The following is a 15,371-nucleotide window of genomic DNA, read 5'->3' on the forward strand; positions in this document are numbered from 1 at the left end:
AGAACAGACATGCAAAAAAATATATTAAAAAGTGGTATTTCATTATCTGAATTAGGTCTAGGTTGCATGAGTTTAGGTACAGATTTAAAAAAAGCCGAACAAATTATAGATTGTGCTGTTGAAAATGGTATCACTTATTTTGATACAGCAGATATGTACGATAAAGGTATAAATGAATCAGTTGTTGGTAAGGCACTTCTTAAATATCAACAACGCGATGATATTTTTATTGGTACAAAAGTAGGCAATCGTTTAACAAAAGATGGCAGTACAACATGGGATCCGAGTAAATCCTATATTAAAGAGGCAGTTAAAGGTTCACTAAAGCGTTTAGGTATCGATCATATCGATTTATATCAACTTCATGGCGGAACCATTGATGACCCATTAGACGAAACAATAAGCGCATTTGATGAATTGAAACAAGAAGGAATTATACGTGCTTACGGTATTTCTTCTATTCGCCCAAATGTAATTGATTATTATTTAAAACATAGTCAAATCGAAACGATAATGTCTCAATTCAATTTGATTGATAATCGTCCAGAATCATTATTAGATGCAATTCACAACAATGATGTTAAAGTATTGGCAAGAGGACCTGTGTCTAAAGGATTATTAACTTCAAACAGTGTTAATGTGCTCGACAATAAATTTAAAGATGGTATTTTTGATTATTCTCATGATGAATTGGGTGAAACAATAGCCTCTATTAAAGAAATTGAAAGTAATTTATCTGCATTGACATTTAGTTATTTAACATCACATGACGTGCTTGGTTCCATCATTGTAGGTGCAAGTAGCGTCGACCAATTAAAAGAAAATATTGAAAACTATCATACTAAAGTTAGTTTAGATCAGATTAAAACAGCAAGAGCTCGTGTAAAGGATTTGGAATATACCAATCATTTAGTGTAGAAGTCATTTTCAGTAATAAAAACAGCAGCATGAGGCGTTTCATTATAAAAATGCCTTACTGCTGTTGTTTATGTACAATTCGCTATAATTTATGATTATGATTACTCACTTATGATAGAAATTAAAGCGTTGTCCTCACGCATCAGTATTTAGTAATTTCGCCTTGCGGCATTGCCTTAAGCAAACTTCTGCCACTTCATCTCTTAATAATTTTATTAAAACATCTTTCTATATTTCACTTCGCATGTTGATTCATCATTATTAGTTATTATTTGTACACCCAGCACATTTCCTTGCAACACAAGTAGTTTGAATTTTTCACAAGTATAATATAATGTACCGTCTGAAATTTGGTCTACAGAAATATCGCCTAAAATATCCAGCACTGTAAATTCTTCAAATACTGATAGTTGTTCCGCATATCGTACACAAAGTCTTACCACACTCTCCGATTGACAGTTCATTGCCATCCCACCTATTTATGCTTTATTTTTAAATAATTTAGGGAAACATCGTTCAAAAAATCTAGGCGCAATTTGATACATTTTCAACGCATGATGCATCCATTTAGGCCGATTAATTTCCAATTGTTTTGTTTTAATGCCATAAATGATATCTTCTGCAAGCTGATTAGCATCAAGCATAATTTCCCCCATCTTTTTAGCATACTTCATTGATGGGTCGGCTTTTTGATGAAAAGGTGTATCAATCGGGCCAACATTAACTGTCATGATATGTAAGTTTGGTGACTCTAGTCTTAAAGCATTCATTAATGCATAAAACCCTGCTTTCGATGCCCCATAATGTGCAGCATTTGCTTGTGTGGAAAATGCAGCTTGACTTGAAATACCTACAATATGTGCGTTAGATGTTAAATATGGTCTCAACACAGTATATAAAACATTAAAACTAATTAAATTAAGCTGATACGTTTCAATCATTTCTGAAAAACTATGGTCTGAAATAGATTTGAAATAACCTAAACCTGCACTATAAATGAATCCATCGAATGATGTATTGTCTTCAAATTGCAGTGCCTGTATCGACTTCAAATCATTTAAGTCACAAGGAATAACATTTATAGTTTTCCCCAATTCCTGTTCAAAGATTCTAGTTGCTTTATCAACATCACGCACCAACAACGTTACATGCACTTTATTTTCTAGTAACTTTCGGACAATCGATAAACCTAAACCACTCGTACCACCAGTCACTATAAAATGTTGTCCTTTCATCAATTAACCTTCCTTTTCAATTATATAGAATGCAATTTATCAACTTTACATAATTGAGACAAGTTGATTATCTTTCCTAATATATATACAATAATAAGAAAATATAACATACAAATCAAAAACTAAAGGGATGTGACGTTAATGAAACTCGTATTTTATGGAGCTGGTAATATGGCACAAGCTATATTTACAGGAATTATTAACTCAAGCAACTTAGATGCCAATGATATATATTTAACAAATAAATCTAATGAACAAGCTTTAAAAGCATTCGCTGAAAAACTAGGTGTTAACTATAGTTATGATGATGCGACATTATTAAAAGATGCAGATTATGTATTTTTAGGTACCAAACCACATGACTTTGATGCTCTAGCAACACGCATCAAACCACATATTACAAAAGACAATTGCTTCATTTCAATTATGGCAGGTATTCCGATTGATTATATTAAACAACAATTAGAATGCCAAAATCCAGTTGCTAGAATTATGCCAAACACAAATGCGCAAGTTGGACACTCTGTTACTGGCATTAGTTTTTCAAACAACTTTGACCCTAAATCTAAAGATGAAATTAACGATTTAGTTAAAGCATTTGGTTCTGTAATTGAAGTATCAGAAGATCATTTACATCAAGTAACAGCTATCACCGGAAGCGGCCCAGCATTTTTATATCATGTATTCGAGCAATATGTTAAAGCTGGTACGAAACTTGGTCTAGAAAAAGAACAAGTTGAAGAATCTATACGCAACCTTATTATAGGTACAAGTAAGATGATTGAACGTTCAGATTTGAGCATGGCTCAATTAAGAAAAAATATTACCTCTAAAGGTGGTACGACACAAGCTGGCCTTGATACATTGTCACAATATGATTTAGTATCTATTTTCGAAGATTGTCTAAACGCTGCCGTCGACCGTAGTATTGAACTTTCTAATATAGAAGACCAATAAAAACAAACCCGCCAACACATGTATGCATCATCGCAAGCACTGTGTTTGACGGGTTATTTTTATAATTTATTGTTATTTGGCAAGCATTGTTTATTACTTTGTCATTAGATTTTAAAACTATCAAAATCTTTTACAAAATTAAAATTAGGTGTATCTTCATTTTGTATCAATGTTTGATAAATTTCATTTATATCTTCTGTATTATAGCGATTGCTCAAATGTGTAATCAACGTACGTTTAACATTGGCTTCTTTTATCAATGCAAATACGTCTTCAATATGGCTATGATGATAATTGTTGGCTAAATGCTTTTCACCATCTATATAGGTCGCTTCATGTACCATCACATCAGCATCTCTAGAAATCACACGTTCATTAGAACATGGTTTTGTATCACCAAAAATTGCTACAACTGGACCCTGTTTGGACTCACCTCTAAAATCTTTTGATTGATAAACTTGACCATTATGTTCAAATGTATCATGAGATTTTACTTCTTGATATTTAGGACCTGGTTCAAGACCAATGTTTTTTAACGCTTCAACATTGATTGTACCTGTAGTTTCAGGTGCCATTACTCTATATCCATATGATGGAATACCATGATTAAGTAAATGCGCCTCTACAGTAAAACCATCATGATGATATGTCAGATGATCATCGATTTCAATATATGTAATTGGATAGTTTAAATGTGACTCTGATAAATTCATAGACATTTCCACATATGCTTTAATTCCTTTTGGTCCAACCAATGTAAGCGGCTTCTGTTCACCGCCCTGAAAAGAACGACTAGAAAGTAATCCTGGCAAACCAAAAATATGATCGCCATGCATATGAGTAATAAATATATGTGTCACTTTTCCTAATTTAATTGCATGATGTAAAATTTGGTGCTGTGTACCTTCACCAACGTCGAAAAGCCATATGGAATTGGAATATGGTTCTAAATTTAAGGCGATTGCTTGTGTATTTCTCTCTTTTGTAGGCAAACCTGCACTCGTTCCAAAAAATGTAACTTCCATATATGCCCCTCCTTTTCTTCAATTCATTTTATCATAAAATTTGTATCAATTTAGTTTTAATTTATACTTGAATCAAAATCTGTTAAAAATTCGTCTTTGCTAGTTAATTTTTCTAACTTTAACGTAGACATAACTATATAAATTTTGATAATTACGTTATACTTATCATTAATAAGTATCACATTAAACATGATACATGAATCGATATTTCATTTAAGACACTGCATACAGTCGAGCATATTGTATGACCTACTGAATGGATTATCTTATAATAATAAATCATATATCTAATTAAGAATTGAGGTTTTAATCTTGAGTACTAAAAACAAACACATCCCATGTTTAATCACAATCTTTGGTGCAACTGGTGACTTAAGCCATCGTAAGTTGTTTCCATCAATATTCCATCTCTACCAACAAGACAATTTAGATGAACATATTGCCATCATCGGTATTGGACGTCGTGACATTACTAATGATGATTTCCGTAATCAAGTAAAATCATCAATTCAAAAGCACGTAAAAGATACAAACAAAATTGACGCGTTTATGGAACATGTCTTCTATCATAGACATGATGTTAGTAATGAAGAAAGCTATCAAGAATTACTAGATTTTAGTAATGAATTAGATAGCCAATTTGAATTAAAAGGTAATCGACTATTCTATTTAGCAATGGCACCACAATTCTTTGGCGTTATTTCTGATTATCTAAAATCTTCTGGTCTTACTGATACAAAAGGATTTAAACGCCTTGTTATCGAAAAACCATTCGGTAGTGATTTAAAATCAGCCGAAGCATTAAACAATCAAATTCGTAAATCATTTAAAGAAGAAGAAATTTATCGTATTGACCACTATTTAGGAAAAGACATGGTTCAAAATATCGAGGTATTACGTTTTGCGAATGCGATGTTTGAACCATTATGGAATAACAAATATATTTCAAACATCCAAGTTACATCTTCTGAAATACTAGGTGTTGAAGATCGTGGTGGTTATTATGAATCAAGTGGCGCGCTAAAAGATATGGTGCAAAACCACATGTTACAAATGGTTGCATTATTAGCTATGGAAGCACCTATTAGTTTAAATAGTGAAGATATCCGTGCTGAGAAAGTAAAAGTACTTAAATCACTGCGTCATTTCCAATCTGAAGATGTTAAAAAGAACTTTGTTCGTGGTCAATATGGCGAAGGCTATATCGATGGTAAACAAGTTAAAGCATACCGTGATGAAGATCGCGTTGCAGATGACTCTAACACACCTACCTTTGTTTCAGGTAAATTAACAATTGATAACTTTAGATGGGCTGGTGTACCATTCTATATTCGTACTGGTAAACGTATGAAATCTAAAACAATTCAAGTTGTCGTTGAATTTAAAGAAGTACCAATGAACTTATACTATGAAACTGATAAACTGTTAGATTCAAACCTATTAGTAATCAATATCCAACCTAATGAAGGTGTATCTTTACATCTAAATGCTAAGAAAAATACACAAGGTATCGAAACAGAACCTGTCCAATTGTCTTACTCAATGAGCGCTCAAGATAAAATGAATACTGTAGATGCATATGAAAATCTATTATTTGATTGTCTTAAAGGTGATGCCACTAACTTCACGCACTGGGAAGAATTAAAATCAACATGGAAATTTGTTGATGCAATTCAAGATGAATGGAATATGGTTGATCCAGAATTCCCTAACTATGAATCAGGTACTAATGGTCCATTAGAAAGTGATTTACTACTTGCTCGTGATGGTAACCATTGGTGGGACGATATTCAATAATTGAATTAAAACGCACATGTTAAACAAAAATAAATGAGCGAATGACAAGGATTGATTACGAATCAAGTAAATCAATTGTTCTATCATTCGCTTTTTTTCTAGACTATATTATGAAATTATATTTTACAATGCCCAAAACTATTTTAATAATCATTGAACAAATGGGTGTATAATTTATAGAAATAATGTAGAATAAAAATAAATGATTGAATTAATTGGAGTGAAAGTTTTGGACGTTATCAAGCAAATACAACAGGCAATTGTTTATATTGAAGATCGTTTATTAGAGCCTTTCAATTTGCAAGAATTAAGTGATTACGTTGGTCTTTCGCCATACCATCTTGATCAATCATTTAAAATGATTGTCGGCTTATCTCCAGAAGCTTATGCACGCGCGCGTAAAATGACACTCGCTGCAAATGATGTGATTAATGGTGCTACACGACTTGTAGATATCGCTAAAAAATATCACTATGCAAATTCAAATGATTTTGCAAATGATTTTAGTGATTTTCACGGCGTATCACCTATTCAAGCCTCTACTAAAAAAGATGAATTACAAATTCAAGAGCGATTATATATCAAATTATCAACTACTGAGAGAGCACCTTATCCATACAGATTAGAAGAGACAGATGATATTTCATTGGTTGGATATGCACGATTTATAGACACTAAGTATTTGTCACATCCTTTTAATGTTCCGGATTTTTTAGAAGACTTGCTCATTGATGGTAAAATTAAAGAGTTACGACGATATAATGACGTTAGTCCATTTGAACTATTTGTTATTAGTTGTCCTCTTGAAAATGGTTTAGAAATATTTGTAGGTGTACCAAGTGAACGTTATCCTGCACACTTAGAAAGTCGATTTTTACCTGGCAAACATTGTGCGAAATTCAATTTACAAGGTGAAATTGATTATGCAACTAATGAAGCTTGGTACTATATTGAATCAAGTTTGCAGTTAACATTGCCATATGAACGAAATGATTTATATGTTGAAGTGTACCCTCTCGATATTTCATTTAATGACCCATTCACTAAAATTCAGCTTTGGATTCCTGTTAAACAGAGTCCTTATGACGAAGATTAAATAATAAAAAACAAAGAAGCCCCCTAATATATCTATAGGTCTACAAATGGCCTTAGATTCTATTAGGGGGCATATTAATATGTTAATTTAGTTCGATAACACATGCTTCATATGGACGTAACTGTTTTAAATTAACTTTGGCATCATAATTAAATAGCTTTACTTCTCCATGGCTTAAATCAAATGGTACAGTTAATTCTGCTTCGTGGTTAGTAAGATTACCTACAATAAGAACTTGCTTTTCATTTAATGTTCTCGTGTACGCAAAAACTTGTGAATTTTCAGCATCTACTAAATCAAATTGACCATATACGTATACATCATTAGACTTTCTTAATTGAATTAAATCTTTATAAAATTGTAATACTGAATGCTCATCTTCTAATTGTTGTGCAACATTGATAGTTTTATAATTCGGATTCACTGGGAACCACGGTTCACCATTTGTAAATCCTCCATTTAACGTATCATCCCATTGCATTGGTGTGCGAGAATTATCTCGGTTCTCATCTTTATATTTCGCAAGTAAAGCGTCTACATCTCCACCTTGAGCTTTCACTATTTGATAGTCATTTTTAACAGCAACATCGTTAAACGTTTCAATACTTTCAAATGGATAATTCGTCATACCAATTTCTTGACCTTGATAAATGAATGGCGTACCTTGTTGCAAGAAATAAACAGCTGCATGACTTGTTGCTGATTCATACCAATACTTGTCATCGTCACCCCACGTCGATACACGTCGTGGTTGGTCGTGATTTTCAATAAACAACGCATTCCAACCTTTATTTTCAAGTTGTTTTTGCCATCTATTTAATACAGATTTATACGAATTTACATCAAAGTGAGAATCACCACTATTCCACAGTCCCAAATGTTCAAATTGGAATATCATATTAAATTTACCATTTTCTTCCCCGACCCAGTCATCAGCATCATCAGGGCTTACACCATTCGCTTCACCAACAGTCATAATGTCATACTTACTTAATGAGCGATCTTTCATCTCTTGTAACCAAGTTTGTATACCTGGCTGATTCATATCTACATCAAATGCTGGGGCATATGTTTTACCCTCAGGTACAGGTAAGTCACCCGCTTCAAACGTCTTCTTAATATGCGTAATTGCATCTACTCTAAATCCATCAATGCCTTTATCAAACCACCAGTTCATCATTTCAAATACAGCATCTCTAACTTCCGGATTACCCCAATTCAAATCAGGTTGTTTTTTACTGAATAAATGGAAATAATATTGCTCAGTATTAGCATCATATTCCCATGTAGATCCATTAAATATACTTTCCCAGTTGTTAGGTTCAGAGCCATCTGGCTTTGGATCTTGCCAAATGTACCAATCACGTTTGGGATTGTCTTTACTAGATTTGGATTCTATAAACCAAGGATGTTCATCAGATGTATGATTTACAACTAAATCTAAAATAAGCTTCATGCCTCTATCATGAACACCTTTTAATAAACGATCAAAGTCTTCCATCGTTCCAAATTCATCCATAATCTCTTGGTAGTCACTAATATCATAACCATTGTCATCATTAGGTGATTTAAACATTGGACTGAGCCAAATGACATCGATACCGAAATCTTTTAAGTAGTCCAATTTATCAATCATTCCAGGTAAATCCCCAATACCATCGTGATTACTATCATTAAAACTTCTTGGATATACTTGATATGCTACTGCTTCTTTCCACCATTGCTTATTCATTTTAAAACTCCTTTGCTATCGCTGTGTTGATTTTCTTATTTTTAATTCTGTATCTATAATGACGAGTTCAATAACATCCTGTGCTTTGTTTTTCAATATATTTAAAATTGCTGCACCAGCCTGTTGACCTAACATTCGAGGCTTGATGTCAATACAGGTTTGTGGTGGTGACGCAATTTCGGTTAAATAAGAATCATTGAACGTTGCTGTCATTACATCTTTCGGAATTTCAATATTAAGTTCATATAGGACACTTAAAATCGCTAAATGTAACATAGCATCTAACGAAATGATTGCCTGTTTAATATTTGGGTCCTTCAAACGCGTATGTAGATTTTGCATGTAATTAAAAATAACTTCTCTTTCATTACTAGTCTCAATAATTTGATAATTAATTTTATTTTGAGAAGCTATCGTTTCAAATCCTTGAATTCTATCTTTTGAAACTTCAAAATTTCCTTTTTCTGTAATAAATATTAATTCATCTACACCTTGTTCAATAACATGTCGTGTCAAATTTTCAGAAGCTAATATATTATCATTATCTATATGTGTAAATTGATGATCTATATCCGATGTAGGCTTACCAATCACAATAAATGGCATGCTTTCATCAATTAACATTTGTTTAATCGGATCATTTTCTTTTGAATAGAGCAGTATAAACGCATCAACCATTCGTTGTTTAATCATTTTATAAACTTCATCCATTAAATCATTCATATTATTTGAGACTGTCGTTTGTGTACCATAGCCATGCTGGTTACACGTTTCAGAAATTCCTAGCAATACATTGATGTAGAATGGATTCAGTCGAATAGGCTCCTCAGACCCTTTTAACACTAAACCAATTTTATATGTTTGGTTTGTAATTAAAGTTCTAGCAGCGGTATTAGGAAAATAATTCAATTCTTCCATAACTTTCTTCACTTTTGAAATTGTCGCTTCGCTAATACGTTGATTTCCTTTTATAACTCTTGAAACTGTCGAAGGAGAAACACCGGCTTTTAGTGCAACATCTTTAATCGTAACCATTTAATCACCTCCTGTTAATTTCTGCATCGGAAAACGCTTCCAACCACTGTATAATACCAGTTTAGTCACACTTTCTAAAAAAGTCAAAAGATTTGTGCAAACGATTGCATAAAACGATAAAAATAAAACCTTCATACTGAAATTCAATCCGAAAATCAATATAAAGGTTTGTATAAATATTAAAATCGATTGTTTAGTCACTAACTGCAAAATAGTTACCTTGGCCATCTTGAAAATTAAATACACGTTGACCATTCATTTCTACTATATCATGCCCAGTTAAACCTAAATCATTTAATTTTGAGTATAATGCATCAAAGTTTTTCTCTTTAAACATTAAAGATGGTGTTCCTAGGTTCACTTCCGGGCTATGCTTTTCAATAAATTCTTTTGCCATAATCGTCAATGACGTTTCAGCATCTTTGGTAGGTGATACTTCAACTGCAACATAGTCCTCAGCTAACGGTGTTTCACTTACAACAACAAATTCTAAAGTTTCTGTCCAAAATGCTTTCGCTTTTTCGACATCATCAACATATAACATAACTTGATTTAACTTTTCCATAAAATAGTACCTCTATTTCTCTATAGTACATGCTATCATAACACAGTAAATATTTTATTACTTCACAAAATGCTTAAAAATATGGCGGGATGCTTTTAAGGTCAAGGATAATACTTGTGTAATTTTTTATAGGTTGTAGCTACTCTATCACACTCTCTTTTATATTTATCAAAAGATATAAAAAAGGATAGTATCTTTCAACTATCCTTTAATCAATATTATTCTTCAATCCATTGTGTATGGAATACGCCTTCTTTATCTTTTCTTTCGTACGTATGAGCACCGAAGTAGTCACGTTGTGCTTGAATTAAGTTTGCAGGTAAATCAGCAGCACGGTAACTATCATAGTAATTAATACTTGATGAGAAACCAGGTGTTGGTACACCATTTTGAACACCAGTTGCGACAACATCACGTAACGCATCTTGATATTCAGTAACGATGTTTTTAAAGTAAGGATCTAGCAATAAGTTTTGTAATCCTGGATTATTATCGTAAGCATCTTTGATCTTTTGTAAGAATTGTGCACGGATAATGCAACCTTCTCTCCAAATCATAGCTAAATCACCAAGTTTTAAATTCCATTCATTATCTTCACTTGCTTTACGCATTTGCGCGAAACCTTGTGCATAAGAACAAATTTTACTCATATATAATGCTTTACGAATTTTTTCTAAAAAGTCTTTCTTGTCACCATCAAATGATGCTTTTGGACCATTTAATTCTTTAGAAGCATTTACGCGCTCTTCTTTGATTGAAGAGATAAAACGTGCAAATACAGATTCAGTAATGATTGTTAATGGAATACCTAATTCTAATGCGTTAATTGAAGTCCATTTTCCTGTACCTTTTTGACCTGCAGTATCAAGAATTTTTTCAACTAATGCTTCTTTATTTTCATCTAATTTCATGAAAATATCACCAGTGATTTCAATTAAATAACTTTCTAATTCACCAGCATTCCAGTCTTTGAACGTTTGAGCAATGTCTTCATGAGACATGCCTAATAATTCTTTCATCATAGCATAACTTTCTGCAATTAATTGCATGTCAGCATATTCGATACCATTGTGTACCATTTTCACATAGTGTCCAGCACCATTAGGTCCAATATAAGTAACACATGAAGCACCGTCTTTTGCCTTTGCAGCAATTGCATCAAGAATATCTGCAACTTTGTTATAAGCTTCTTCTTGTCCACCCGGCATTAATGACGGACCAGTTAACGCTCCAATTTCACCACCAGAAACGCCCATACCAATAAAGTTGATTGCACTTTGTGCTAATGCTTTATTACGTCTGATAGTATCTTGATAGTTTGTATTACCACCATCAATTAAAATATCTCCATCATCTAATAAAGGTAACAAACTATCAATCGTTGCGTCCGTAGCTTTACCTGCTTGAACCATTAATAAAATTTTACGTGGTTTTTCTAAAGAATTAACAAATTCTTCCAATGAATACGTTGGATGAATATTTTTCCCTTTTGATTCTTCAACCATTAAATCAGTTTTTTCACTTGAGCGGTTAAATACAGATACACTATATCCGCGTGATTCAATATTCCAAGCTAGGTTTTTACCCATAACGGCTAAACCAATAACTCCAATTTGTTGTGTCATATTACTTACCTCACTTGTTGATTTTTCATTAGTATTGTATCACAAAATAGACATACACTACACTAAATCATTTCGAATGTCGCGCAACTATTTTGATTATTTCTAACACTTGACTTGCAAGCAAGTTCAATGATTTAATCGGCATTCTCTCATTTGTTGTATGGATTTTTTCATAACCCACTCCTAAAATGACTGAAGGAATACCAAATGTATTAATAATACTGCCGTCTGAACCGCCACCAGAAATAATTGTATTTGCAGATAATCCTAAATTACGAGCACTTTCTTGTGCAATTTTAACAACCGCTTCATTATCATTAATTTTAAATCCTGGATAACTTTGCTCCACTGTAACTACTGCTTTCCCACCTAATTCTGATGCAGTAGTTTCAAACACATCAGTCATATGTTTGACTTGTGTTTTTATTCTTTCTGGATCGTGAGAACGTGCCTCTGCTTCTAAAATGACTTCATCTGCAACAATATTCGTAGCTGAACCGCCATGAAACTTACCAATATTGGCAGTAGTTATTTCATCAACTTGTCCTAATTTCATTCGACTAATTGCTTTCGCCGCAATATTAATAGCACTAACACCCTCTTTTGGCGTACTTGCATGAGCCGTTTTGCCAAAAATTTTAGCTGAAATTAACATTTGCGTCGGTGCACCTACAACCGTAGTACCGACATCAGCACTTGCATCAATAGCATAACCAAAGTCCGCGTCCAACAACTCTGAATTTAATTCTTTAGCACCAATTAAACCTGATTCTTCTCCAACAGTAATCACAAATTGAATTTGTCCATGTGGGATTTGTTGTTCCTTTATCACTTGCAAAACTTCAAGCATCGCTGATAATCCTGCTTTATCATCTGCACCTAGAATAGTCGTACCATCAGAGTATATGTAGCCGTCATCTTTTACAATTGGCTTTACATTAATTGCGGGTACAACAGTATCCATATGGCTCGTCAAATATAATTTAGGTACTTCGCCTTCTTCGATAGTACTATTCATTGTACACACTAGATTATTGGCACCTAATTTAGGATGTTTAGCCGCTTCATCTTCTTTAACATCTAACCCTAATGCTATGAATTTTTCTTTTAAAATAGGTTGGATTGTTGATTCATTCCCTGTCTCAGAATCGATTTGTACAAGTTCAAAAAACGTATTAAGTAATCTTTGCTCATTAATCATAATGGAACCCCTTTTATCAAAATTTTCATGTACGCCAAACGGTAAAAATTGATGAAATAAAATGTTACAGTAATTGACGTTACACAGATTTATCAGGTTTGTAAATTGTGTCATATTATTTTCAATTTATTATATATAATTATTGTAACTCAAACTAAGCTTTGTCAAAAATATATTGATTGATTTTTCAAAGATATCGTATAATGAGGAAAATGACATAAGCAAACTTACTCATGTTTTTTATTATATTCCTTTATGATGATTGCTAGTTATATCGTCTCAAGTTAAAAGTTTTATATCTTATGTCGTAATTATTAATACAAAGGTTATTCATTTGGAGGCACACAAAATGCAAAATAAAGTTTTAAGAATTATCATTATCGTTATGCTTGTATCAGTTGTATTAGCATTGTTATTAACGAGTATCATTCCAATTTTATAAACTATATCTCAACTACCTATACAAAATCATACAATTAAAAATCCATCCATTATAAACGCATGTATTAATAAGTTATCGTATTGCAACGATTACTTTCAAACATGGGTCATACGGATGGATTATTTTTTAAGCTACTTCACTATGCATTTTCAATGAACCAAATTGCGATTTGATTTGTAAATATTCTTCTAATTCATTTAATATTTGAATAATACTTGCTCTCGAGTTAAGCGCTTTGTGTGTTGTTGGCAATGGCAGTTCATCCAATTTCAAACGCGTCTCATACAAATTGTGTAAACGCATTGCTGTATAGTCATTACTATTCACATTTAGACCAATTTCTTTCAGCAGTGACGCAACATCATTTAAAAGCGGATCTTTATGACAGATACTTTCGATGAGCGGTTTCATTCTCATTAACAATTCCACTTGCTCTTCTCGCATATCAAAATAATGATAGTATGAATTTTCGTTTCTAACAAAATGATTTTTAACATCTCGGAACGCGATAGACTTCGCCTTTTTAATATTTAAAAGTAACACTTCAAATTCAATCGCAATGGTATCTTCATATTTTTCACAAATATAACTATATTTACTAAAAATATCAGCAATTTGTTGCTCAATTTTACATTTGTATTCGTCTAGTTGTTTGTCTAAACTTGGCATCATTAAATTCATTGTAAATGCAATGCTTAGTCCAATTAACAGTAATAATGTTTCATTAACAATTAAATGTGCATCAATTGATTTTGCATTAAAAACATGAAGTAATATAACGCAACTCGTAATGACACCTTCTTGTACTTTTAATACGACAGTTAATGGTATAAATAACAATACGATAATACCGAGTACAATTGGACTCTGACCTAATAAACTAAATATTGCTGAACCTAAAAACAATACTAAAAAACATGATACTAATCTTGAAATAATCGCTTGTAGCGAATGTACTTTTGTATGTTTAATACATAATACGACTAATATGGCGCTTGAAGCATAATTATCTAAACCTAACAGCTTACTAATAATTACACCTAAAGTCATACCCACTGCTGTTTTTATTGTTCTAAATCCAATCTTGTAAGGATTTAACTTTAACATGGGTTAGCGCCTCTTATCTTTCTTCACAATATTTATTGAATAATGTTTGTAATTGATTAATTACGTTCATCACATCATGACCTTCGATTTGATGTCTTTCAATCATTTCTGTAATCTTTCCATCTTTTACTAATGCAAATGACGGACTTGAAGGCGCATAACCTTCGAAGTATTCACGCGCTCTTTGTGTCGCTTCTTTATCTTGTCCAGCAAATACTGTCACTAGACGATCAGGTAATACGTCATAATGTAAAGCATGTGATGCTGCTGGTCTTGCGATACCACCTGCACAACCACATACAGAATTGATCATAACTAGTGTTGTACCATCTTGTTTAAGAACTTTGTCAACATCTTCTGCAGTAGTTAATTGCTCATATCCCGCAGATTCAATTTCATTCCTTGCTTGTTCTACAACACCGTTCATGTATAAATCGAAATTCATGTCCATAAGTTCAATCACCTATCCCTTTATATTTAAACTATCCTCATTCTACTAATTAATAACATATTGTTCAATAAACTAATCTGAATCACACCTATATTTAGACACAATTTTAACAATATACCAAACATTATTGTGCTTAAAATCATGGTAACTAATTTGTTCACATGTTTTCATTAATATGTTTCAAG

Annotated in this window: 16 protein-coding genes; 5 read left to right on the top strand and 11 right to left on the bottom strand. The window is 32.6% G+C overall.

Annotated features, from left to right (window positions below):
• Window positions 1-9: 9 nt before the first annotated feature.
• Window positions 10-918, top strand: coding sequence for an aldo/keto reductase (locus JG553_RS04690; protein ID WP_001171351.1), 909 nt, complete (start codon window positions 10-12; stop codon window positions 916-918).
• Window positions 919-1,133: 215 nt separating this feature from the next.
• Here JG553_RS04690 and JG553_RS04695 read toward each other — a convergent pair whose 3' ends face one another.
• Both JG553_RS04695 and JG553_RS04700 read right to left on the bottom strand, forming a co-directional pair.
• Entirely contained in the window at window positions 1,134-1,382 is a 249-nt protein-coding gene (locus JG553_RS04695; RefSeq protein WP_000995800.1) for a hypothetical protein, read from the bottom strand.
• 15 nt (window positions 1,383-1,397) lie between these two features.
• Window positions 1,398-2,153, bottom strand: a complete 756-nt coding sequence (locus JG553_RS04700) for an SDR family NAD(P)-dependent oxidoreductase (RefSeq protein WP_000678232.1) — start codon at window positions 2,151-2,153, stop codon at window positions 1,398-1,400.
• A 141-nt stretch (window positions 2,154-2,294) separates the two neighbouring features.
• On the opposite strand from JG553_RS04700, the gene proC reads away from it, so the two are divergent.
• Window positions 2,295-3,110: a pyrroline-5-carboxylate reductase gene (gene proC, locus JG553_RS04705; RefSeq protein WP_000779748.1), complete on the top strand. Its 816-nt coding sequence runs from the start codon at window positions 2,295-2,297 to the stop codon at window positions 3,108-3,110.
• Between the two features lie 104 nt (window positions 3,111-3,214).
• On the opposite strand, the gene rnz is transcribed toward proC, so the two are convergent.
• Window positions 3,215-4,135, bottom strand: coding sequence for a ribonuclease Z (rnz, locus tag JG553_RS04710; RefSeq protein ID WP_000454064.1), 921 nt, complete (start codon window positions 4,133-4,135; stop codon window positions 3,215-3,217).
• A 312-nt stretch (window positions 4,136-4,447) separates the two neighbouring features.
• On the opposite strand from rnz, the gene zwf reads away from it, so the two are divergent.
• Entirely contained in the window at window positions 4,448-5,932 is a 1,485-nt protein-coding gene (gene zwf, locus JG553_RS04715) for a glucose-6-phosphate dehydrogenase (protein WP_000105070.1), read from the top strand.
• A gap of 229 nt (window positions 5,933-6,161) precedes the next feature.
• Window positions 6,162-7,028: an AraC family transcriptional regulator gene (locus JG553_RS04720; protein WP_000382585.1), complete on the top strand. Its 867-nt coding sequence runs from the start codon at window positions 6,162-6,164 to the stop codon at window positions 7,026-7,028.
• Window positions 7,029-7,110: 82 nt separating this feature from the next.
• On the opposite strand, the gene JG553_RS04725 is transcribed toward JG553_RS04720, so the two are convergent.
• The 6 genes from JG553_RS04725 to JG553_RS04750 all read right to left on the bottom strand — a co-directional run bounded on the left by JG553_RS04725 (window position 7,111) and on the right by JG553_RS04750 (window position 13,186).
• Window positions 7,111-8,760 carry a glycoside hydrolase family 13 protein gene (locus tag JG553_RS04725; RefSeq protein ID WP_001041911.1) on the bottom strand — a complete coding sequence of 550 codons (1,650 nt, stop codon included), beginning with the start codon at window positions 8,758-8,760 and terminating at the stop codon, window positions 7,111-7,113.
• A gap of 15 nt (window positions 8,761-8,775) precedes the next feature.
• Window positions 8,776-9,795 (bottom strand): LacI family DNA-binding transcriptional regulator, encoded by a 1,020-nt coding sequence (locus JG553_RS04730; RefSeq protein ID WP_000256338.1) that lies wholly within the window; start codon window positions 9,793-9,795, stop codon window positions 8,776-8,778.
• Entirely contained in the window at window positions 9,796-10,050 is a 255-nt protein-coding gene (locus JG553_RS04735; protein WP_001791638.1) for a hypothetical protein, read from the bottom strand.
• Window positions 9,989-10,360, bottom strand: coding sequence for a VOC family protein (locus JG553_RS04740; RefSeq protein ID WP_000413437.1), 372 nt, complete (start codon window positions 10,358-10,360; stop codon window positions 9,989-9,991). The genes JG553_RS04735 and JG553_RS04740 overlap by 62 nt, the downstream gene beginning before the upstream one ends.
• Window positions 10,361-10,578: 218 nt before the next feature.
• Window positions 10,579-11,985, bottom strand: coding sequence for an NADP-dependent phosphogluconate dehydrogenase (gene gndA, locus JG553_RS04745; protein WP_000193707.1), 1,407 nt, complete (start codon window positions 11,983-11,985; stop codon window positions 10,579-10,581).
• 67 nt (window positions 11,986-12,052) lie between these two features.
• Window positions 12,053-13,186, bottom strand: a complete 1,134-nt coding sequence (locus JG553_RS04750) for a tripeptidase T (protein WP_000606678.1) — start codon at window positions 13,184-13,186, stop codon at window positions 12,053-12,055.
• A 262-nt stretch (window positions 13,187-13,448) separates the two neighbouring features.
• On the opposite strand from JG553_RS04750, the gene prli42 reads away from it, so the two are divergent.
• Window positions 13,449-13,628, top strand: coding sequence for a stressosome-associated protein Prli42 (gene prli42 / locus JG553_RS04755; protein ID WP_001789875.1), 180 nt, complete (start codon window positions 13,449-13,451; stop codon window positions 13,626-13,628).
• A 126-nt stretch (window positions 13,629-13,754) separates the two neighbouring features.
• Here prli42 and JG553_RS04760 read toward each other — a convergent pair whose 3' ends face one another.
• Window positions 13,755-14,735 (bottom strand): aromatic acid exporter family protein, encoded by a 981-nt coding sequence (locus JG553_RS04760; RefSeq protein WP_000916195.1) that lies wholly within the window; start codon window positions 14,733-14,735, stop codon window positions 13,755-13,757.
• Between the two features lie 13 nt (window positions 14,736-14,748).
• Entirely contained in the window at window positions 14,749-15,186 is a 438-nt protein-coding gene (gene brxB / locus JG553_RS04765) for a bacilliredoxin BrxB (RefSeq protein ID WP_000367419.1), read from the bottom strand.
• Window positions 15,187-15,371 lie beyond the last annotated feature (185 nt).

Source organism: Staphylococcus sp. T93, from assembly GCF_016743875.1.
Taxonomy (GTDB): domain Bacteria; phylum Bacillota; class Bacilli; order Staphylococcales; family Staphylococcaceae; genus Staphylococcus; species Staphylococcus aureus.

Bases quoted from the DNA above. Each gene is read 5' to 3' on its own strand.
- JG553_RS04730 (WP_000256338.1), bottom strand. From the start codon at position 9,795: ATGGTTACGATTAAAGATGTTGCACTAAAAGCCGGTGTTTCTCCTTCG.
- JG553_RS04760 (WP_000916195.1), bottom strand. From the start codon at position 14,735: ATGTTAAAGTTAAATCCTTACAAGATTGGATTTAGAACAATAAAAACA.
- JG553_RS04740 (WP_000413437.1), bottom strand. From the start codon at position 10,360: ATGGAAAAGTTAAATCAAGTTATGTTATATGTTGATGATGTCGAAAAA.
- gndA (WP_000193707.1), bottom strand. From the start codon at position 11,985: ATGACACAACAAATTGGAGTTATTGGTTTAGCCGTTATGGGTAAAAAC.
- JG553_RS04690 (WP_001171351.1), top strand. From the start codon at position 10: ATGCAAAAAAATATATTAAAAAGTGGTATTTCATTATCTGAATTAGGT.
- JG553_RS04735 (WP_001791638.1), bottom strand. From the start codon at position 10,050: ATGGTCAACGTGTATTTAATTTTCAAGATGGCCAAGGTAACTATTTTG.
- JG553_RS04695 (WP_000995800.1), bottom strand. From the start codon at position 1,382: ATGAACTGTCAATCGGAGAGTGTGGTAAGACTTTGTGTACGATATGCG.
- proC (WP_000779748.1), top strand. From the start codon at position 2,295: ATGAAACTCGTATTTTATGGAGCTGGTAATATGGCACAAGCTATATTT.
- JG553_RS04750 (WP_000606678.1), bottom strand. From the start codon at position 13,186: ATGATTAATGAGCAAAGATTACTTAATACGTTTTTTGAACTTGTACAA.
- JG553_RS04725 (WP_001041911.1), bottom strand. From the start codon at position 8,760: ATGAATAAGCAATGGTGGAAAGAAGCAGTAGCATATCAAGTATATCCA.
- rnz (WP_000454064.1), bottom strand. From the start codon at position 4,135: ATGGAAGTTACATTTTTTGGAACGAGTGCAGGTTTGCCTACAAAAGAG.
- JG553_RS04700 (WP_000678232.1), bottom strand. From the start codon at position 2,153: ATGAAAGGACAACATTTTATAGTGACTGGTGGTACGAGTGGTTTAGGT.
- brxB (WP_000367419.1), bottom strand. From the start codon at position 15,186: ATGGACATGAATTTCGATTTATACATGAACGGTGTTGTAGAACAAGCA.